The organism is Gordonia hydrophobica NBRC 16057, assembly GCF_001592365.1.
Lineage (GTDB): Bacteria > Actinomycetota > Actinomycetes > Mycobacteriales > Mycobacteriaceae > Gordonia > Gordonia hydrophobica.
The window spans coordinates 138910-157897 of record NZ_BCWU01000010.1; the positions used below are offsets into that span (position 1 = coordinate 138910).

Here is an 18988-nt window from a genome sequence, read left to right on the forward strand (position 1 = left end):
CGGTGAGCGGCGGCCGCATGCCGGCTCCGACGCCGGCGGCGAAGACTGAGAGGTTGCACGTGTACGAATACGAAGGCATGTACGTGTCGGGCGAATGGATCCCGACGTCTGGGCCGACGATCGAGGTCCGTTCTCCGGCGGACGGAGAACTGCTCGGCCGGGTCAGCGAGGCAAGTGCCGACGATGTCGATGCCGCCGTCAAGTCAGCGCGCACCGCACTCGACAGCGGACCGTGGCAGAGCAGTACGCCCGCCGAGCGTGCCGCGGCGATTACTGCGCTGGCCGACGCGATCGAATCCCGGACCAAGCTGCTTGCCGACGTGGTCTCCGCCGAGGTCGGTTCGCCGCGCAAGTGGGCGACGTTCGGTCAGTTGGCCACCACGCTGGGCGTCTTCCGTGCCTGCGCCGCCATCGTTCCCGACTTCGAGTTCCAGGCGAGGCGGCCCTCGGTGATGGGTGGTGAAGTCCTGGTCAATCAGGTTCCCGTCGGCGTCGTCGGCGCGATCGTGCCGTGGAACGCGCCACTGTTCACCACTGCGCTGAAGATGGCACCGGCGCTCGCCGCTGGATGCACCATCGTCCTGAAGCCGTCGCCGGACGCACCGCTTGCGGTCTCGATGTTGGCCGAATGCATCGAGGAGGCCGGCATCCCGGCGGGGGTGATCAACATTGTCTCCGGTGCTGTCGCGACTGGAGAGGCGCTGGTGGCGCACCCGGGCGTGGACAAGATCAGCTTCACCGGATCGACCGGTGCAGGTAAGCAGATCGGTGCCGCGTGCGCTGCGGACATCCGTCGGGTGACCCTCGAACTCGGGGGTAAGTCGGCTGCTGTCGTCCTCGACGATATCGTGGTCGATTCGAAACTCATCGACGGTCTGGTCACTGGCGTGATGGCCAACAACGGTCAGATTTGCGCTGCTCAGACTCGAATTCTGGTGCCGAGAAGTCGCTACGATGAGATCCTCGAACCATTTACTGCGGCCGTCTCGGCGATGAAGATCGGAGACCCGGCCGAACGTGACACCGAGGTCGGGCCGGTCATCAATGAGATCGCCCGGGACCGGATCGAGGCTGCGGTCGCCCATGCGGTTGCAGAAGGCGCTCGGGTGGTCACCGGTGGAACACGGCCCGAAGGATTGGACAGCGGATCGTACGTCAGCCCGACAGTGCTCGCGGACGTGCGCAACGACATGACGATTGCACGCAACGAACTGTTCGGTCCGGTTGCGGTGGTGATCGCCTTCGATGACGACGACGAAGCGGTTGCCCTGGCCAATGATTCCGAGTACGGACTGGCGGGCGCGGTCTGGTCGGCGGATCCTGCGCGGGCGACGCGCGTCGCCTCCCGCATGGAAACCGGTTCGGTGTCGATCAATTCGCCGGCGCCGATGGACTTCGGAAGTCCCTTCGGCGGCTTCAAGAAATCAGGTATCGGACGCGAGGGCGGTCCAGAGGGCATTGCGGACTACCTCGAAGCACAATCGATCATTCTCTGACGTTTCATCAGAAACGCAATGCGGAAGGATAAATCAGATGGAGACCAAGGCAGCGGTCCTGTGGGAGCGTAATACCCCCTGGCAGATCGAAACCATCGAGCTCGATGCTCCCAAGGAGCAGGAGGTGCTCGTCGAGCTGCATGCTTCGGGGATGTGTCACTCCGATGAGCACATCGTGACCGGCGACATGCCGTTCCGGTTGCCCTGCATCGGCGGACACGAGGGCGCGGGAGTGGTGAAGCAGGTCGGCTCACACGTGTCTTGGCTCGAGCCGGGTGACCATGTGGTGTTCGGATTCATACCGTCATGCGGACGGTGCCCGTCGTGTTCCAACGGGCACCAGAATCTGTGCGACCTGGGCGCCAAGATCTATGGTGGCAATCAGATCCAGGACGATACGTCGCGCCACCATACGAAGGGCGAGGATCTCGCGCTCGCCTGCGGCGTCGGTTCCTTCGCCTATCACACCGTGGTCAACGAGGCCACCTGCATCAAGATCGAACCGCACCACCCCCTCGACCGGGCGTGCCTGCTCGGTTGCGGCTTCATCACCGGATGGGGTTCGTCGGTCTACACGGCCGACGTTCAGCCGGGAGAGAACGTGGTCATCGCAGGTGTCGGTGGCATCGGCGCAGCCGCAGTGCAGGGCGCAAAGCTTTCCGGTGCACGGACGATCACCGTCATCGACCCCTCGGAGTACAAGCGCGAGATCGCGCTGTCCATGGGCGCGACGCACGTCGCGGAGTCGTGGGAGGAAGCCGAGGGCGTGGTCGCCGAGGCGACCTGGCACCGGGGCGCCGACAAGTTCATCTGCTCCATGGGCGTCGGTGAAGGGCGTTTGATCGCCAAGGCTCTGGCGATGACGGCCAAGCGAGGCCGGCTCATCGTCACCAACATCCACCCGATGCTCGAGCGGGACGTCTCGGTCAACCTCATGGACCTCACCCTGCAGGAAAAGCAGATCGTCGGCAGCCTGTACGGTTCGGCGAATCCCCGTGCCGATATCCCGAAGATCCTGGAACTGTGGAGTGGTGGCCTCGTCGACCTCGAATCCATGGTGACTCGCAGTTACCCGCTCGAGGCTGTCAACGACGGCTACGACGACATGCGCGCGGGCCGGAATGTCCGGGGCATCCTTCGCTACCCGGCTGCTGAGGCGGCGGATGCGCAGGCTCGCGAAGCCGCTCCCGCAGGGGCCTGAAGTCCCGGTCTGATCTGTTCGCCGGCGCCTCGGCTGCTGGCCGCCGTGACTTGGTGAGCGGCTATCTGACTGGTTGTACATACAAGTATGCGCAGAGTGCGTTGCGGGTCGCTGTCGACATGTGGGCAAAAATACTGATCCAGGGGGGTGCCTATGCTCGCCGGGACGCGGCGTGGACTACATCCCGTGAAGGCAATCTGACGGTGTGATCACAAGTGGTAGCCTGACTTCTCGTGACCGGCGTCACGACCGGCACCACCTACGCCACCGGGGAGACCGGTGGCATTCGGAAGGAGCTGCACAATGTCAACGGAGACAGGACGGATGCTTCCGGAGGTGACTCTGGAATCCACGGCCTTCTGGACCGGTGGATTCGAGGGTGAACTCCGCATCTACCGCTGCCAGGATTGCCGTGGCTGGATTCATCCTCCGGTAGGGGCATGCTGGCGCTGCCGAAGCCGGAACGTTGGTCCCGAGGCGGCCTCCGGGCGAGCGCGGATCGCCTCGTTCACCATCAACCACCACCCATGGCTCCCCGCTTTCCCGCCGCCGTATGTGATCGCGGTCGTCGAACTCGACGACCAGCCGGACGTGCGTCTGACGACATGCATTGTCGAGATCGACCCCGACGCGGTCGAGATCGGGATGCCTGTCGAGGTCGTCTTCGAAGCGCACGATGACGTGTCCCTGCCCTTCTTCAGGCCGGTGGCGGCATGAGCTTCGTAGACGATAAAGCAGTCATCAGTGGCATCGGCCAGTCCCAGATCGGGCGGCGTATCGGCCGTTCCGGGATCGATCTGGCACTCGAAGCCGCCGAGCGGGCCGTGGCGCACGCCGGCTTGACCTACGACGATATCGACGGAGTGGCGAGTTACCCCGGCCCGGTCCAGGCTGAGGGTGGGTTCGTCGGCGCGACCACGCATGACGTACGCGACGCATTCGGGCTCAAAACCAAGTGGCATGTCAGCGGAGTGGAGACCTCCGGGCAGATCGGCACACTGCTCGATGCGGCCGCAGCGATCTCGTCCGGCCGGGCCACCCATGTCTTGTGCTTCCGTTCGGTATGGGAGGCCACCGCGCAGGCTTCGGGTCGTGCGCAGGCGCTGGCCGGAGCGGCCGTGCGGGCCTCGGGTCACGCCGAGTTCCGGATGCCGTTCGGAGCTGCATCGCCCGCCAACTGGATCGGCATGTACGCCCAACGCTATATGTATGAATTCGGTTTGACGCGTGAGCATCTCGGGAAGCTGGTCATCAATGCCCGCAACAACGCGGCGTTGAATCCCAATGCGATCTACAGCCAGCCGATGTCGATGGACGACTATCTGAATGCGCGAATGATCTCGACTCCGATGGGTCTCTACGACTGCGACGTACCGTGTGACGGCGCGACCGCGATAATCTTGTCACGGCGAGAAGAAACCGGTGGTTTGAAACAGGTACCGATCACCATCGAGGCGGCGGGTTCGGCACTGTACGAGCGGCACACGTGGGATCAGCGGACCGACTTCACCACCATGGCGGCGCACGATGCGGCCGCTTCGATGTGGGACGGCACCGACCTGACGCCGGCCGACGTCGACTTCGCCACGCTCTATGACGGATTCAGCTACCTGTGCTCCCAGTGGATCGAAGCGCTCGGATTCGCCGACCACGGGAAGGTCGGCGACTTCCTCGACGACGAGGGCTACTACGCGCTCGACGGCACGCTGCCGATCAACCCGCACGGTGGACAGCTGTCGGCCGGTCGGCTGCACGGCTACGGGTTCCTCCACGAAGCCTGTACGCAACTGTGGCGGCAAGCCGGTGACCGTCAGATCAAGAAGGATGTGTCAGTGGCCGCCGTCGGGATCGGCGGCGGGCCCGAGGCCGGGTCCATGCTCCTGCGTATCGGCGACTGACCGAAGGTCACGAACCATTCGCTCGTGGTGTCCGTCCGCAACGGCGGACGGACACCACGAATCCGTTTGGGCGAGTGCAGCTCTGACGAGGACGGACTCTCCTCGCGTCGGTTAGAAGTTCGTACCGCCATCGATGTTGATGAGCGATCCTGTCAGGTATCCGGCGCGCGGCGAGAGCAGGAATGCGATCAGTTCGCCTACCTCCTCGGGCTTGCCGGGCCGGCCCAGGGCGGCGTCGAAGCCCCATTCCTCGACCATGACCCGCTCGAGGGCCGTCTCCACCGGATAGCCGCGCTGCTCGGCGAGCTGAAGGCGCAGCGCCGCGAGGGGCGCGGTCTCCACGGCTCCCGGGCAGACGCAGTTCGCCCGGATACCGTCCTTGCCGTAGGTCTTGGCGATTCCCTTGGTGAAGACTGCGACGCCGCCTTTGAGAGAGGCGTAGGGAAGCCTGGCGATCTCCGGAGATCGGATCGAGTAGGCGGCAGTCGTGACGATGGTTCCGCGTGTCTCGATCAGGTGCGGCAGAGCGGCCTCGACCGATCGTGTCGTGGCGAGAAGCACGTCGCGGAACGCCGACACCCAGACGTCGTCCGAGGATTCGACCGGGACCATACCTTCAGTACCCATCGTGACGGCCAACCCGTCGATCCCGCCGAGCAGCTCGGCGGCCTCATCGATGGCGGACTGAGCGCCGCCGGGGGCGCTCACATCGTGACTGATCCCGATCGCTTTTGCGGCGCCGGCTTCCTCGGCGGCGCGGGCAGCGGCCTGGGCCCGGTCCGCGTCGCGGCCGACGAGAACCACCGAAGCTCCGTCGCCCGCGAGTGCCTGGGCCGTAGCGGACCCCATTCCTGCAGTGCCGCCTACCAGCACGTAGCGCTTGTCCCGTATCCCCAGATCCATTGATCGACCACCTTCCTTTAGTGACATTTATGTCAGACAGACACGGTACTAGAGCGGGCCGAAGATTCGTGGGTAGATGCGATCTACAGCCGATTACACAGGTGAGTTGACAGCTGTGAGGGTGATCACTAGCGTGACGGACTGTCAGATACAGGGAAACGGGCCGGATCGAAGATGCCCCGCTTCTTTGACAGTCACACGTAGCAGGAGGCACCATGCCGCTCCAGGATTACATGCAGTTGATTTCAGTCGATGATCACTTGATTGAGCCGCCCGACGTCTGGACCAACCGACTTCCCCGGAGATTCCTCGATGAGGGGCCGCGGATCGTCGAGATGGACATGAGTGAGCAGCAGGGCGATGAGGGCCTCTCCGCGGCGCTGCTCGATGCCGCACGCGGCGAAGGTGGCCGTGCCGCGGAGAAGAAGTTGGCCGAGGTGTGGACGTATGAGGGCCGCATCTATCCGAACATCGGACTGAACGCGGTCGCCGGTAAGAAGCCGCAGGAGTACGGCATGGACCCGACTCGCTACTCGGACATGCTGCCGGGCTGCTACGACGCCAAGGCCCGTGTCGCCGACATGGACATCGACGGCGTCCAGGCTGCTCTGTGCTTCCCATCGTTCCCGCGTTTCGCGGGCACGGTGTTCCTGGAGGGCAAGGACAAGGAACTTGCTCTGCTGTCTGTGAAGGCGTGGAACGACTTCCACATCGACGAGTGGGCTGCTTCGGCCCCCGATCGAATCATCCCGTTGATCATCCTCCCGCTGTGGGATCCGGAGGCCGCCGCGGCCGAGATCTACCGCTGCGCCGCCAAGGGGGCGAAGGCCATCGCGTTCCCGGAGAACACGGTGACGCTGGGCCTTCCGTCGTTCTACACGGACCACTGGGATCCGGTGTTCCGTGCGGCCGAGGAGACCAAGCTGCCGCTGTGCATGCATTTCGGGTCTTCCGGCAAGGCTCCGATGACCTCGCCCGAGGCGCCGATGGCGGTCATGATCGCGCTGTTCGGCACCAACTCGATGTACGCGACTGCTGACCTGTTGTTCTCGCCGGTCTTCTACAAGTTCCCCGACCTGAAGGTCGCACTGTCCGAGGGCGGAATCGGCTGGATGCCGTACCTGCTGGAGCGGATCGACCTGACCTGGGAGAAGCATCGCTGGTACCAGAACGTGAACAAAGAGGTGCGTCCCTCGGATCTGTTCCGTTCCAACATCTACGGCTGCTTCATCGACGATTTCGAGGGTGTTGCCCGTCGCCACAAGGTCGGCATCGACAACATCACCTGGGAATGCGATTACCCGCACTCGGATTCCAACTGGCCCAACAGTCGGCGGTACACCGAGAAGCTCCTCGCCGAGGTGCCTGATGACGAAGCCCACAAGATCGTCGAACTCAATGCGCGAAAGCTGTACAACTTCCCGCGCGTCGAGGCGACAGCGCCGTAAGGATCCCGGACATGGCACACGGCAAAGACATCGACGCAGCGGACTGGGTCGATCAGGATCTGCTCACGAAAGAGGAGTCCAGGGACCGTCTCGACGAGGAGATCGAGTTCGAGCGGAAGAAGCTGAAGGAGCTCGAATCCGCTGCGGGCAACCAGGCTTCGCTCGATCTGACGAAACGCAGGTTGGTAGCCATGGAGAATCTGCGAGCTTCGCTATGAGCGCGCAGGGTTCGCGGCTGTCCGGCAAGGTCGCTCTGATCTCGGGCTCTACCAGGGGCATAGGACGCTCCATCGCTCAGCACTTCGCGGCAGAAGGCGCAAAGGTCGCTGTCACCGGGCGAACTGTCGAGCGTGGGAACAAGGTGGTGAAGTTCATTCGCGACGCCGGTGGTGAGGCAGAGTTCTTTCCGCTCGACGTCACCTCCGAGGACAGCGTGCAGAGCACGATCGAGGCGGTGGTCTCGCGTTTCGGCGCACTCTCGACACTCGTCAACAACGCCGCCCCGACCGATGTGGTCGCCTCGACGGTGAAGCCGTTGCACGAGTACTCCACTGCGGAGTGGGACTCGATCATGACAGGGACCCTGACCGGCAATGTGTTCTGGGCGTCGAAGTACGCGTGGCCCCACCTCGTGCAGGCCGATGGGGCGTCGATCCTCAACATCTCGTCGGGCCAGGCGATCGCCGGCTTCAAGGGCTTCGGAGCCTACGGAGCGGCGAAGGCCGCAGTGACGAGTATGACGCGGTCATTGGCCGTCGAAGGCAGTCCGGACGGGATCCGGGCGAATTGCATCCTCGTGGGCCGGGTGGTCTCGGGGCGCGGTGATTCCGGGCATCACACCGGCGGCGGTCGGCTCACCCGGATCGGGAACCCAATGGATATCGCCTACGCGGCGACGTATCTGGCCTCTGATGAGGCGGCCTTCGCGACCGGCTCGATGGTCACGGTCGATGGCGGATTCTCCATCAACGGTGACGCGGTGTCCGACGCGGAAGCGGCGCCGACCGCCGACTGAGGTTCGGGTGCGTCCTCATGCCGGCAGCCGAGGGATTACCTCGGCTGCCGGCATTACTCGTGTCAGCATCCCCAGCATGTTCTTGACCATGAAGTCATGTCCCCCGGCGCTGCTCCCGGCGGTGCAGTCCTCGGCGAGGACTACGTCGTATCCGCGGTTCACGGCCTCGAGTGCCAGTCCGGGCAGTGCGACATCGGTGGAGATTCCGGCAAGCACGAGTGTCTGCACGCGCTGCAGCCGCAGCATGGCATCGAGATTGGTGCCGTAGAACGCTGTCAGCCCGGTCGCTCGTGTGCTGACCAGATCCGTCGGTTCCGGACCAAGCTCGGCCGGGATGGCGACATCGGGACTTCCCTCGATCATCAGGTGGTCACGGATGGCCAGCTTTCCGAGGTATGAGTTCGGTAGCATGCCCATCTGGTCGGGCCGGTGGGCGATGACGCAATGGACGACGGGCAACGAGCGCGCTCGAAAGGTGCGGGCGAGTTGCGCTGTACGTCCGACGATGTCGCGGTCGGCGGCCTGGGTGGAGAGTGCGGAGAACGCTCCCGCAGGCGGGTGGAGCAGCCCCTGTTGGCACTCGCTGATGACGAGGGCGGGGGCGGCGAATTTCGGCATACTTCCTCCGGGCGGCTCAAGTGACGTGGTAGCCAGTTAGCGGTTACATTTCTTGGCTGGAACCAGCTGAACATGCAGTTCATCGTGGTTGCCAAAACGTGACGGTAATGCCAGAATGAACCCAGCATATCTATCAAAGGCGGTGCCCATGACTAAAACAGACGAGATCGCGTCGACTCCCTTGCATGACCTTTCCTGGTGGCAGCGGTCGCCAGCCGAACGAGACGCGGAGTTCGCTGCCCTGCGCCGCGATCGCCCGCGGATGTTCGTCCCCATGGGGCCGGCTGAGGAAGGTGGGCGCGCCAAGGGATTCTGGGCGGTGACCACCTATGAGGACATCCTCGAGGTGAGCAGGCGGCCTGAGGACTTCTCTTCGGGCCTCGGTGGGACACAGATCTTCGACCAGCCGGCTGAACTCCGGGAGTATCGCGGGTCCATCATCGACATGGACAATCCGGAGCATGCCCGGCTTCGCAAGATCGTGTCGCGGGGGTTCACCGCCCGCAACCTTTCGGGGCTGCGTGACGAGATCGAGGACACCGTCAGCGAGATCCTCGACCAGATGTCGGAGACCGGCGAGGCTGACTTCGTCGAGGAGTTCGCGGCGCTGCTGCCACTGCGCATCATCGATAACCTGCTCGGCATCCCTCGTGAGCACGAACAGTTCATCCTCGAGGCCACCAATACGATTCTCGGTGCTTCGGACTCGGAGTACATCGCCGACCAGTCGGCCGCCGGCATCAACAAGGCGGTCACCGCCGCAAGTGAGGCGCTCATCGCGCTACTCAATGATCTTGCCAAGGATCGGATCGCCGATCCGCAGGACGATCTGATCAGTCAACTCGTTGCCGCAGACGACGAGAACCTGACGCCGGCAGAGATGGCCAAGTTCTTCATCCTGTTGGTCGGCGCAGGCAATGAAACCACGCGCAACGTCATTTCGCACGGCTTGCACGTTCTGACGCAGCACCCGGATCAGCGCGACCTGTGGCTGTCGGATTATGAGGAGTATGCGACCACGGCCATCGAGGAGATGCTTCGCTGGGCGACACCCGTCATCCACTTCCGGCGTACGGTCACCCGAGACGGCGTCATGCTCGGCGACCTCGAGTTGTTCGAGGGCGACAAGGTCGTGATGTGGTACACGTCGGCGAATCGCGACGAGACGATCTTCGACGATCCGGAGAAGTTCGACATCACCCGGGATCCGAACCCGCATGTGGCATTCGGCGGTGCGGGCACCCACTTCTGCCTGGGTGCACATCTCGCCCGGCTGGAGCTCGACGTCGCCTTCCGGATGCTCTTCGAGCGGTACCCCGACATCAAGACGGTGGGGGAGCCGGTGCGTCTGCGGTCGAACTTCCTGAACGGGATCAAGCACCTTCGCGTCGAGTACACCCCGGTGGCGAAGTGACGGCGGCCCCGGACGTGTCAGTCGATGAGGAAACGCCGCAGAGCGAAAAGGTCGACGGTGTCCTGACGATCCACTTGAATCGTCCGAAGGCGGCGAATGCCATCCGGCCCGATGACCGCAACGCCCTGATCGAGTTGTTCCAGGAGGCGAGTACCGACCACGAGGTGCGCGTCGTCGTCCTCCGGGCCCACGGCAAGCTCTTCTGCGCCGGCGCGGATGTGATGAAGCTCGCCGACGGACGCGCCAAGAACGCGAAGCGGACCACCGGCCCGATGAAGACCATCATGGGCGGTGCGCAGCGGCTCGTCGCGTCGGTGCTGGACTGCAGTAAGCCGGTGGTGGCGGTAGTCCAGGGAGGTGCGGCCGGCATCGGTGCGCACCTCGCCTACGCTTCGGACCTCGTCGTCGCGACGGACAACGCATACTTCGCCGAGTCCTTCGTCAAGCGGGGCCTGGTCGTGGACGGCGGCGGCGCCTACCTCCTGCCACGGCGAATCGGGATGCAGAAGGCCAAGGAGATGGTCTTTTTCGGCGAGAAGCTCTCAGCGCAGGAGGCACTCGGCCTCGGCCTGGTGAACAAGGTGGTGGCACCCGAGGATCTCGACGAGGCCGTCAACGACTACGTGCAGCGACTGGCTGCGGCGCCGACCAGTGCGATCGGCCTGACCAAGCGGCTGTTCAACGAGTCGCCCGATGTCGATCGAGCGGGAGCGTTCACTACCGAGGCAATGGCCCAGGAGATCCAATCGTATTCGTTGGATTCCCGCGAGGGCGTGCAGGCCTTTGTGGAGAAGCGACCGACAGAGTTCGTGGGATGGTGACGATGACTGACAAAGTTAAGCCGGACGAGGTCAAGCCGGCCAAGCCTCGTGCCGACATTCCGACGGTTGAAGCAGCGACTAAACCGTACTGGGATGCGGCTGCCGAGGGCAGGCTGCTCATCGCGAAGTGTGAGGATTGCGGCAAGGTTCACCACTACCCGCGACCGTTCTGTCCATCGTGCTGGAGCGAGAACGTGACCAGCTTCGAATCCACCGGCCACGGGACCCTCTACACGTACTCGACCGTGTACATGAATGATCTGCATCCGTTCAAAGAGCGACTGCCCTATGTCGCCGCCATCGTCGAACTCGATGAGGGCCCGCGGTTGATGACCAATATCGAGGGATGCGAAACCGCCGATCTCGAGGTCGGAATGCCGGTGACAGTCGGATTCCGGTCGATCACCGACGAGTTGACGGCTACCATCTTCCGGCCTGCCTAGGCCGCGTGCATTCAAGCGCACTCACACCAAATCTCTTCGAAGGAGTATCACCCTATGAGCAAGTTGCTCGACGGCAAGGTTGCACTGGTCACTGGCGCCGGACATGGCATCGGTCGTGGCCATGCGCTGGAGTTGGCCAAGCACGGCGCGACGGTCATCGTCAACGACCTGGGCACGTCCCTCGACGGCGAGGGCACCGGCAAGGTGGCCGACGATGTCGTCAAGATCATCGAGGACCGCGGTGGTAAGGCGATCTCGGACTTCAGCGATGTCGGTGACGAGGAGTCGGTGGACCGGCTGGTCGAGCGCGCATACTCGGAGCTGGGGCGTCTCGACATCGTCGTGAACAACGCCGGCATCGTCCGCGACAAAGCCATCTGGAACATGAGTGTCGACGATTTCGATCTCGTACTGCGAGTGCACGTGCGCGGAAGCTGGCTGACCAGCCGTGCCGTCGCGCGCAAGTGGCGTGAGGAATCCAAGAGCACCGGCGAGAAGGTGTACGGCCGCATCATCAACACCACCTCCGGTGCCGGCCTGCAAGGGCACTTCGGCCAGACCAACTACAGTGCTGCCAAAGCAGCGATCGTGGGCCTCACGCAGACGTTGAGTCTCGAGCTGGCCTCGACCGGTGCAACGGTCAATGCCATCAGCCCGGGTGGACGTACCCGGATGTCGGCAACCATGGCGGGCGCCGCAGCGCCGATCGAACCCGACGAGCGCGGCGAGGATGAGTTCGACGCCAAGGATCCATCGCTCGGTTCACCGGTTGTCGCCTGGCTTGCGAGCCCCGAGGCCGGCCACGTAAGCGGACAGGTGATCAAGGCGCTCGGCGAGAACATCCAGTGGCTCAAAGGCTGGACGCCGATCAGCACGGTGTCCAACGGCGGAAAACGCTGGGACGCGAACAAACTCGGCACTATCATGGGCGTCGATGTGTTCGCTACGCGGGCGTCGGGCCTGCGGCTAGGAGGGTAGTAGTCATATGTCGTCACCGTCGCCGCGGCCGCCCGAAGGGGACTGGCTGGGCACGCCGTACCTGAAGCTGGAGCGTCGCGGTCCTTTCGCCGTCGTAACGGTCGATCGTCCGGATGCCCGGAATGCACTGAGCCCGGCGATGTACTTCGGTCTGCGGTACGCGATCGCTCACTGCGAGGCCGATCCGGATATCCACGGATTGATCCTGACCGGTACCGGCGACGTCTTCATCCCCGGTGGCGACCTCGGCCAGACCGGCGTCGACAACTGGATGGACCTACGCCATCTGGGGATGGACGTCACCCCGTTCGACTCGCTGCGCGTCACGCCGCTACCGGTGGTCGCGGCTGTGAACGGCATCTGCCAGGGCGGTGGTTTCATGATCACACTCTGCAGCGACGTCTCCGTCGTCAGCGAGAACGCCACCTTCCGCGTGCCTGAACTCTTCCGCGGCATCAGCGATACCTACTATGCGCAGATCCTGGCCCGCACGATCGGGCCGGTCCGCACTCGCGACCTGATGTTCACCGGACGGGTGCTGACGGCCGCTGAAGCGCTGGACTGGGGCCTGGTGACACGTGTGGTGCCGCACGACGAACTGATGGAGTCCGCGACCGAGGTGCTGGCGGGCGTCTGTCAGACGGCGCCGGTCGCGAGGCTCGACATCAAGAAGAGTCTCGACGCCTATCTAGGATTGTTCGACCGGATGGCGATGGGGCAGAGTCTGGTCGGCGACGAGGCAGTCGAGGGGTACCGAGCGTTCAAAGAACGGCGCTCACCATCCTGGGTACCGGAGGACCTGCGCGCCGAAGGCCGTCTCTGACCTGAGAATCAGGGGCGGACGATCACCTTCCCGAGAGCCTTGCGGTCGGCGACATGGCGAAGGGCGGCCGCGCACTCGCTCAGGGAGTAGACCTGCTGCACGTAGGGTTCGAGCGCACCGCCGGCGAACATCTCGTGGAGCGCTGCACGTCCCTCTGCGTCGGCGGCGGGCTGGTGGACGGACATCGTGCCGATGTCGATGCTCGTGATTGTGATCCCCTTCAGCAGTACGAGGTTGAGTGGGATCGCGGGGATCTCGCCTGAGGCGTAGCCGACGGTGACGAAGGTTCCGCCGCGGCGCAGGGCACGCAGGGCAGGTTCTGATGACGGACCGCCGACCGGGTCGATCACAGCGTGCGCGCCGTCGCCGGTGAAGTCCTTGATCCGCTGTCGCAGGTCTTCGGTTCGGTAGTCGATGGTCGCGGCAGCACCCCGCTCACGGCACAGCGCGAGCTTGTCCTCGCCCGCCGCGGCGGCGATGACCCGGGCACCGAGATGGCGTGCGAGATCGAGGGTTGCGAGACCGACGCCGCCGGCCGCACCGAGCACGACGACCCAGTCGCCCGGTTGCACTCGATACGCAGTCGACAATGCGTGGTACCCCGTCGTGTAGGCGACACCGAAACCCGCCGCGGCATCGAAGCCCACGCCGTCGGGGATGCGCTGGACGCGGTCGACGGGCAAGGCGACGTACTCGGCGAACGCGCCGTTGGGAACGGTCCCGTACACCCGCTCGCCCGGGCCGAGGCCGACGCCGTCGCCGCCGGAGACCACCACGCCGGCGAACTCGCTTCCCGGCACGTAAGGCAGCGGTGTGGACCGCTGATAGGCGTCGGCCAGCGAGAGCACATCAGGATAGTTGACTGCCGCCGACCGGACTGCCACCAGCACGTCTCCCGGCGCGGCGACGGGGTCGGGATAGTCGCCGACCTCCACCGTCTCCGGCGGACCGTATCTCCGGCAAATCGCTGCGAGCATTGAGATGACCTATCCTGCTGAAAGCCCTTTCAGGCAAAATGAAACGAAGTACTCGACGTCGGCCGCGTCGGCGGGCTCGTCTAGGGACAACTGCCTGCGCATCAACCCCAGGGTCGCGGTGTACACGCTGTCGGTGCCGCGCGCGGGGTCGTCGACGCCGGACTCACACACGGGGCCGTAGAGCAGGTCGCGGAGCGGTTGGGTGAGTTGTAGGTCTTCCTGGCCCGAGTACGGCGTGGAGGTGAGCTGCCTGGTGACCGCACGACTGATACTGGCCAGCTTTGGATCGCCTACTTGCGCGAGCACACCTCGTATCCATCGATCGATTTGCGCGACAGGCGAGGGCTCCTTAGACATCTGGTGCTCAAGGTACGACATCACGATGCCCACACCACGTTCCATGACCGCCAGGATGACGTCGTCTTTACCGGTGAAGTACCGATAAAAGGTCTTGTTCGACGTACCGGCTTCCGCGACGATGTCGGCGACCCGGGGCGCGGCAGGGGACGTGCGTTCCATTACGGTGGCCGCCGCGACCAGGATCCGTTCGACGTCGGCGGCCGCCTGACGCTGTCGCTTGTCCAGAGCGCGGTCGACCGCCGCACTCGCGCGTGAACTCATGTTGCTCCTAGTGACGACTACAAGCGCCGAGAAGGACGCGGGGTCACGGTCCGGTTGGAGGTCCGGCTGGGACCGTCGGTACGTCGCCGACCAGGTCACCGTACTTGATTCTGGCCGCCTCGATCTTACGGCCGAGGAACTCGGACGGCCATTGTGGGTCGTCGGCGGTGTAGCTCTTGAGCAGACCGCGGGCCAGGTTCAGCTTGTGGACATCGGTGGGTCCGTCAGCCAGTCCCAGTGCGATACCGGTCATCAGCATGTCCACCAAAGGAAGCTGCTCGGTGGCTCCGAGACCCCCGTGAATCTGGATTGCCCGCAAGGTGATCGACTGGAGCACTTTGGGGGTGAGCACCTTGAGAGCAGCGATGTCGGTGCGTACGGCGTGCTCGCCCCTTTCATCGATCAGCCAGGCCGCATGTAAGACGGCGAGCCGGAAGGGCATGAGTTCGGTGTACGAGTCGGCGATGGCTGCCTGCACCAGCTGCTTGTCCGCGAGCAGAGAGCCTTTGGTCGTACGGCTCAGTGCCCGTTCGGCCATCATGTCGATGGCCTTCTGCGCGACTCCGATGGATCGCATAGCATGGTGCAGCCGGCCGCCGGCGAGACGTGATTGGGCGACTTCGAATCCGGCGCCTTCGGTGCCGAGCAATGCATCACCGCCGACCCGGACCGCGTCGTAGCGGACGAGCGAATGCCCAGGTTCATGCCGGTGGGCGCCGAACAGGTGGTGGCTGTCCTCGATGCTCAGCCCCTCGGTGTCGGCGGGTACCAGGAACGTGGTCGCACCACGGTGGACAGGCACGTCGGGGTCGGTGATCGCCACGACGATGAAGAACGAGGCGACCGCGGCGTTCGACGACCAGTACTTGCTACCGGTGATCACCCAGCCGTCGCCGTCACGTTCGGCCCTGGTGGTGAAGACGCCGGGATCGGCGCCGCCTTGGGGTTCGGTCATCGAGAAGCACGAGAATATCTCGCCGGCCAGCAGCGGGGCGAGATAGCGTTCGCGTTGGGCAGCTGTCCCGAATCTGGCGAGGATCTCCGCGTTGCCGGTATCGGGTGCCTGAGTACCGAAGACGATGGGCCCCCAGTCGGTCCGTCCCAGAATCTCGTTGATGAGTGTCAGCTTGACGGCGCCGAAACCCTGACCGCCGAGTTCGGGCCCGAGGTGCGCGGCCCACAGCCCCTGATCGCGGACCCGTTGTTTCAGCGGGTCGACGATGGCGCGGCGTTCGTCGTTGAGCGGAAGATACTCGCATCCGGGGAAGAGTACGTCGAGGGGCTCGACCTCCTGTTCGACGAAGGTCTTGATCCAGTCGAGCTTGCGCTGAAAGTCCGGATCGGTGGAAAAGTCCCAGGCCATGGTCAAAGCTCCTTCGTCGTGTTCACGGGATGCCGCCGTCGACGCGAAGGGTCGATCCGCTGGTGTAGCTAGCGGCGTCTGACATCAAATACAGGGCAGCGCCGATGATCTCGGGCGGGTCGCCGGCCCGCTGCAGTGCATGGGCCTTACTCGCCTCCTTGGTGGCTTCGAGGTCCCAGTGCTTGCTGACGTCGGTGTAGAACGGCCCTGACATCAAGGTGTTGACACGGACCGCGGGCCCCAAGCTCAGGGCGAGTCCTTCGGTGAGCGCATTGAGGCCGGCTTTTGCCGCAGCGTAAGGGATGATGGGGGGCGTGGGCCGGATGGATCCGGTTGAACTCACATTGATGATGGAACCGCTGCCTGCCTTCTGCATCCGCTCTCCGAAGAGAACCGAGAGACGGAACGGTCCTTTGAGATTCAGGTTGACGACCGAATCGAACATCTTCTCGTTTACGTCGGCCAACGACGCGTAGAGCGGTGACATTCCCGCGTTGTTGACAAGGACGTCGGCACGACCGAATCGGTCGTAGACGGCATCGGTGAGCCCGTCGAGCTGGTCCCACCGGCCCACATGCACACCGTAGGGCAGCGCAGTACGGCCGGTGGCGTTCTCGATCTCTTCGGCGGTCGCAGCACAGGACTCGAAGTCGCGACTGGCGATGACCACGTCTGCGCCGCATTGCGCTGCGCCGAAGGCCATCTGGCGCCCGAGTCCCCGGCTGCCGCCGGTGATGACGACGACTCGGTCTGTCAAGTCGAACAGGGTGTCTGCATATCCCATCTCACGCACTCTCCTTCTGGGTGGTCAGGTCGGCCGCGGTCGCGATCAGGTCGAGAATCAGCGGTCCGAAAGTCTCGATTTTGTCGTCCGCACGATCGCCCTTGACAAGTGCCGCGTAGCTCTTCTCGAGTACTACACCGAGTTTCCAGTTGGCCAGCACCAGGTAGTAGTGCAGGTCGGCGGTGGAGCGTCCGCTGATCTTCTCGTAGTGGGCGGTCAGTGCCGAGCGTTTCGGCATTCCTTCGAGGTCGACGTAGAAGTCGGTTCTGGGTGTTTCACCGTCCCAGCCCAGAAGTGCCCAGGCCAGGTCCAGGAGCGGGTCTCCAATGGTGGTCATCTCCCAGTCGATGATCGCTGCCAGTTCTGCGGGGGCCCCATGTGCGAACATGACGTTGGCGAATTGGTAGTCCCCGTGCATGATTCCCGGCGACCATGTCGTCGGTCGATTGTTCCGTAGCCACTCTGCTGCGGTGTCGAGGCCGGGCAGCTCGCGGAACCGGTACTCGCCGAGGAAGGCGAGCCACCGGTCGACCTGCCGGTCGTGGAAGTTCTCCGGATGACCGAACCCGGTCAGCCCGCGATTGCGCCAATCGACCTTGGAGAGCTGCGCGATTCCACCGACGAGTTCGAATGCCAGCTCGCTGCGGGCTTCGAGATCGGTGTCGAACGGTGGGGCCCACCGCGCAGTCGGGCTCCATCCATCGATGGCTTTCATCAGATAGAACGGCGACCCGAGCACGTCTCCGGTCGGCTCGCCGGCGATGAGTTCGGCATGTGGGACGTCAGAACCTTTGAGTGCGGACAGCAATCGCAGTTCGCGCCGCAGACCGTCGAGTCGAGCGGAATCGGCACTTGCCGGGGGCATCCGCAGTACACCGTCGATGCCCTCACGAGTCACCCGGAACAGTTCATTCTGTGAGCCGCCGGTCAGGCGCTCGATCACCGGAGTCTCGCCATTGCCCGGTGCTCCGACATCGTCGAGCCACCTCGCCAGTGCGGTGTGGTCTTCTGGGTCCTCCACAGGTACCTCCCGGATCGGCAACGATTCAAAATGGAGAATAACATTCTCCATTTAGGAGGTCAACGAGTGCACTATCGTCAATCCATCGCGGCGCAGCAAGAGCAACACCGGGTCGCGCCCCGCGAGGAAGGTCGTTGCCGATGCGGGTATGGCCGCGTCCCGCGAGATCGTCGCCGCCCGTCCTCCGCAGTAAGCCTCCGCCGGATCCGCGACGTCACAACCTATCGATGTAGACGGTCACCAGATCGGCGGGCTGTCACGGTCGAAGTTTGTGAAAGTAGTTCCCGGGTCCGACTTCGCGAAGGTCCTTCTCCATGCTGCCGTCGTAGAGCGACGGGTCTCCGTCCTCTCCGTACTCGTACCGCCAAGCCTGGCGCTTGTATGTCCAGTTGAGTGGCTGAAGTTCGTGGGCCCGCCGCCAGTGTGCGACCGCACCGGCGTGGTCGCCGGCGTTCTGCAGATGCTGTCCGATCTCGAAATGTGCTGCTGCAGTGGCAACATCGAGTGTTCTGGGACTGGAGCGTTCGACAACGTCTTCGGCCGATAGGACGTACTTGCTGGATCGTCCTGCGTGTGCCCAGTCGAGCACCATCTCGAGGTAGAGCTCGGGTTCCGCGGCGGCAGCGATTCCTCTGGTCATCTCGAGGCGTTCGAGTACCTCGGGCGTCAACCCCTCCTCGTCGCTCTTGAGTACTTCACGGGTCAGCGTCAGGGAGTTGCCGGTTTCGTTGGTTTCCCGTTCGAGGTCGGCCTGTCGTAGTTCTTCGAAGACCACCGCACGTCCCGGAAACGCGGTTTCGGGAGGCCGCACGATCATCCCGTCTTCGTCGATCCAGATACCACTGGGCACATTGGTCACTCCGAGTCGTTCGCCGAGGATGTGAGCCACATCGATCAGTGCCGGATGTCGAGGGGCGGCCCTCTCGACGAACTGTCGGCCGGCCTCCGGGCCCGCCGTATCCATCGCGACAGTCACGATCTCAACGCCAAGCGGGCGAATGCGCTCGCGCAGTTCCTGCCATAGCGGAAGATCATGCGCGCACCCGCACCACGACGCCCAGGCCACGAGAATGACCCGGGTGCCCAGCAGACTCGACAACGCGAAGGTGCCGCCGTCGAACGTCGGCAATTCTATCTCGGGTGCTTGGGCGGTGGTGAGCATCT

The 18988-nt window shown here is 64.0% G+C and carries 20 protein-coding genes; 12 read left to right on the plus strand and 8 right to left on the minus strand.

The window, feature by feature from the left end:
- Positions 1-59 precede the first annotated feature (59 nt).
- The 4 genes from GH2_RS16665 (at position 60) to GH2_RS16680 (ending at position 4595) form a co-directional block, all read left to right on the plus strand.
- Entirely contained in the window at positions 60-1496 is a 1437-nt protein-coding gene (locus GH2_RS16665; RefSeq protein ID WP_066170613.1) for an aldehyde dehydrogenase, read from the plus strand.
- A gap of 37 nt (positions 1497-1533) precedes the next feature.
- On the plus strand, positions 1534-2697 hold the full coding sequence (locus tag GH2_RS16670) for an NDMA-dependent alcohol dehydrogenase (protein WP_066170512.1): 1164 nt from the start codon (positions 1534-1536) through the stop codon (positions 2695-2697).
- A gap of 303 nt (positions 2698-3000) precedes the next feature.
- Positions 3001-3414 (plus strand): Zn-ribbon domain-containing OB-fold protein, encoded by a 414-nt coding sequence (locus GH2_RS16675; RefSeq protein ID WP_066170515.1) that lies wholly within the window; start codon positions 3001-3003, stop codon positions 3412-3414.
- A complete protein-coding gene (locus tag GH2_RS16680) occupies positions 3411-4595 on the plus strand; it encodes a thiolase family protein (protein ID WP_066170519.1) in 1185 nt (394 codons plus the stop codon). Before GH2_RS16675 ends, GH2_RS16680 begins: the two co-directional genes overlap by 4 nt.
- A gap of 111 nt (positions 4596-4706) precedes the next feature.
- Here the strand turns inward: GH2_RS16680 and GH2_RS16685 are convergent, their stop codons facing one another.
- A complete protein-coding gene (locus GH2_RS16685; RefSeq protein ID WP_084247576.1) occupies positions 4707-5498 on the minus strand; it encodes an SDR family oxidoreductase in 792 nt (263 codons plus the stop codon).
- Positions 5499-5713: 215 nt separating this feature from the next.
- Between GH2_RS16685 and GH2_RS16690 the strand changes: the two genes are divergently transcribed.
- From GH2_RS16690 to GH2_RS16700, 3 genes are read left to right on the plus strand one after another with little or no spacing between them, the layout of a single operon-like run.
- Positions 5714-6946 carry an amidohydrolase family protein gene (locus GH2_RS16690; RefSeq protein ID WP_066170522.1) on the plus strand — a complete coding sequence of 411 codons (1233 nt, stop codon included), beginning with the start codon at positions 5714-5716 and terminating at the stop codon, positions 6944-6946.
- Between the two features lie 11 nt (positions 6947-6957).
- Positions 6958-7164 (plus strand): hypothetical protein, encoded by a 207-nt coding sequence (locus tag GH2_RS16695; protein ID WP_066170525.1) that lies wholly within the window; start codon positions 6958-6960, stop codon positions 7162-7164.
- Positions 7161-7961, plus strand: a complete 801-nt coding sequence (locus tag GH2_RS16700; protein ID WP_066170528.1) for an SDR family NAD(P)-dependent oxidoreductase — start codon at positions 7161-7163, stop codon at positions 7959-7961. Before GH2_RS16695 ends, GH2_RS16700 begins: the two co-directional genes overlap by 4 nt.
- Before the next feature lie 15 nt (positions 7962-7976).
- Here GH2_RS16700 and GH2_RS16705 read toward each other — a convergent pair whose 3' ends face one another.
- The gene (locus tag GH2_RS16705; protein WP_066170531.1) at positions 7977-8579 is read right to left on the minus strand and encodes a cysteine hydrolase family protein; all 603 of its coding nucleotides are present in this window, start codon (positions 8577-8579) and stop codon (positions 7977-7979) included.
- A gap of 148 nt (positions 8580-8727) precedes the next feature.
- On the opposite strand from GH2_RS16705, the gene GH2_RS16710 reads away from it, so the two are divergent.
- From GH2_RS16710 to GH2_RS16730, 5 genes are read left to right on the plus strand one after another with little or no spacing between them, the layout of a single operon-like run.
- Positions 8728-9993, plus strand: a complete 1266-nt coding sequence (locus tag GH2_RS16710) for a cytochrome P450 (RefSeq protein ID WP_066170534.1) — start codon at positions 8728-8730, stop codon at positions 9991-9993.
- 14 nt (positions 9994-10007) lie between these two features.
- Positions 10008-10814 carry an enoyl-CoA hydratase/isomerase family protein gene (locus tag GH2_RS16715; RefSeq protein ID WP_066170618.1) on the plus strand — a complete coding sequence of 269 codons (807 nt, stop codon included), beginning with the start codon at positions 10008-10010 and terminating at the stop codon, positions 10812-10814.
- 2 nt (positions 10815-10816) lie between these two features.
- Positions 10817-11257, plus strand: coding sequence for a Zn-ribbon domain-containing OB-fold protein (locus GH2_RS16720; protein WP_157086127.1), 441 nt, complete (start codon positions 10817-10819; stop codon positions 11255-11257).
- A 54-nt stretch (positions 11258-11311) separates the two neighbouring features.
- Positions 11312-12235 carry an SDR family NAD(P)-dependent oxidoreductase gene (locus GH2_RS16725; RefSeq protein WP_066170540.1) on the plus strand — a complete coding sequence of 308 codons (924 nt, stop codon included), beginning with the start codon at positions 11312-11314 and terminating at the stop codon, positions 12233-12235.
- Between the two features lie 7 nt (positions 12236-12242).
- Entirely contained in the window at positions 12243-13058 is an 816-nt protein-coding gene (locus GH2_RS16730; RefSeq protein WP_066170543.1) for an enoyl-CoA hydratase/isomerase family protein, read from the plus strand.
- Positions 13059-13066: 8 nt separating this feature from the next.
- Here GH2_RS16730 and GH2_RS16735 read toward each other — a convergent pair whose 3' ends face one another.
- The 6 genes from GH2_RS16735 to GH2_RS16760 form a co-directional block, all read right to left on the minus strand.
- Positions 13067-14035: an NADPH:quinone oxidoreductase family protein gene (locus GH2_RS16735; RefSeq protein ID WP_066170546.1), complete on the minus strand. Its 969-nt coding sequence runs from the start codon at positions 14033-14035 to the stop codon at positions 13067-13069.
- A gap of 9 nt (positions 14036-14044) precedes the next feature.
- On the minus strand, positions 14045-14656 hold the full coding sequence (locus GH2_RS16740) for a TetR/AcrR family transcriptional regulator (protein WP_066170621.1): 612 nt from the start codon (positions 14654-14656) through the stop codon (positions 14045-14047).
- Between the two features lie 43 nt (positions 14657-14699).
- Positions 14700-16019, minus strand: coding sequence for an acyl-CoA dehydrogenase family protein (locus GH2_RS16745; protein ID WP_066170549.1), 1320 nt, complete (start codon positions 16017-16019; stop codon positions 14700-14702).
- Between the two features lie 22 nt (positions 16020-16041).
- Positions 16042-16803, minus strand: coding sequence for an SDR family NAD(P)-dependent oxidoreductase (locus GH2_RS16750; protein WP_066170552.1), 762 nt, complete (start codon positions 16801-16803; stop codon positions 16042-16044).
- 1 nt (position 16804) lies between these two features.
- Entirely contained in the window at positions 16805-17875 is a 1071-nt protein-coding gene (locus tag GH2_RS16755; RefSeq protein WP_084247577.1) for a phosphotransferase family protein, read from the minus strand.
- Positions 17876-18080: 205 nt separating this feature from the next.
- On the minus strand, positions 18081-18988 hold a 908-nt coding region (locus GH2_RS16760), incomplete at its 5' end, for a ResA-like WAxxUGC motif-containing protein (protein WP_066170554.1).

What these genes read in the sequence shown, in the direction of transcription:
- GH2_RS16750 (WP_066170552.1), bottom strand. Translation starts at nt 16,803, where the DNA reads ATGGGATATGCAGACACCCTGTTCGACTTGACAGACCGAGTCGTCGTC.
- GH2_RS16680 (WP_066170519.1), top strand. Translation starts at nt 3,411, where the DNA reads ATGAGCTTCGTAGACGATAAAGCAGTCATCAGTGGCATCGGCCAGTCC.
- GH2_RS16710 (WP_066170534.1), top strand. Translation starts at nt 8,728, where the DNA reads ATGACTAAAACAGACGAGATCGCGTCGACTCCCTTGCATGACCTTTCC.
- GH2_RS16745 (WP_066170549.1), bottom strand. Translation starts at nt 16,019, where the DNA reads ATGGCCTGGGACTTTTCCACCGATCCGGACTTTCAGCGCAAGCTCGAC.
- GH2_RS16720 (WP_157086127.1), top strand. Translation starts at nt 10,817, where the DNA reads ATGACTGACAAAGTTAAGCCGGACGAGGTCAAGCCGGCCAAGCCTCGT.
- GH2_RS16685 (WP_084247576.1), bottom strand. Translation starts at nt 5,498, where the DNA reads ATGGATCTGGGGATACGGGACAAGCGCTACGTGCTGGTAGGCGGCACT.
- GH2_RS16695 (WP_066170525.1), top strand. Translation starts at nt 6,958, where the DNA reads ATGGCACACGGCAAAGACATCGACGCAGCGGACTGGGTCGATCAGGAT.
- GH2_RS16670 (WP_066170512.1), top strand. Translation starts at nt 1,534, where the DNA reads ATGGAGACCAAGGCAGCGGTCCTGTGGGAGCGTAATACCCCCTGGCAG.
- GH2_RS16740 (WP_066170621.1), bottom strand. Translation starts at nt 14,656, where the DNA reads ATGAGTTCACGCGCGAGTGCGGCGGTCGACCGCGCTCTGGACAAGCGA.
- GH2_RS16690 (WP_066170522.1), top strand. Translation starts at nt 5,714, where the DNA reads ATGCCGCTCCAGGATTACATGCAGTTGATTTCAGTCGATGATCACTTG.
- GH2_RS16675 (WP_066170515.1), top strand. Translation starts at nt 3,001, where the DNA reads ATGTCAACGGAGACAGGACGGATGCTTCCGGAGGTGACTCTGGAATCC.
- GH2_RS16730 (WP_066170543.1), top strand. Translation starts at nt 12,243, where the DNA reads ATGTCGTCACCGTCGCCGCGGCCGCCCGAAGGGGACTGGCTGGGCACG.
- GH2_RS16735 (WP_066170546.1), bottom strand. Translation starts at nt 14,035, where the DNA reads ATGCTCGCAGCGATTTGCCGGAGATACGGTCCGCCGGAGACGGTGGAG.
- GH2_RS16700 (WP_066170528.1), top strand. Translation starts at nt 7,161, where the DNA reads ATGAGCGCGCAGGGTTCGCGGCTGTCCGGCAAGGTCGCTCTGATCTCG.
- GH2_RS16705 (WP_066170531.1), bottom strand. Translation starts at nt 8,579, where the DNA reads ATGCCGAAATTCGCCGCCCCCGCCCTCGTCATCAGCGAGTGCCAACAG.
- GH2_RS16725 (WP_066170540.1), top strand. Translation starts at nt 11,312, where the DNA reads ATGAGCAAGTTGCTCGACGGCAAGGTTGCACTGGTCACTGGCGCCGGA.
- GH2_RS16755 (WP_084247577.1), bottom strand. Translation starts at nt 17,875, where the DNA reads ATGGAGAATGTTATTCTCCATTTTGAATCGTTGCCGATCCGGGAGGTA.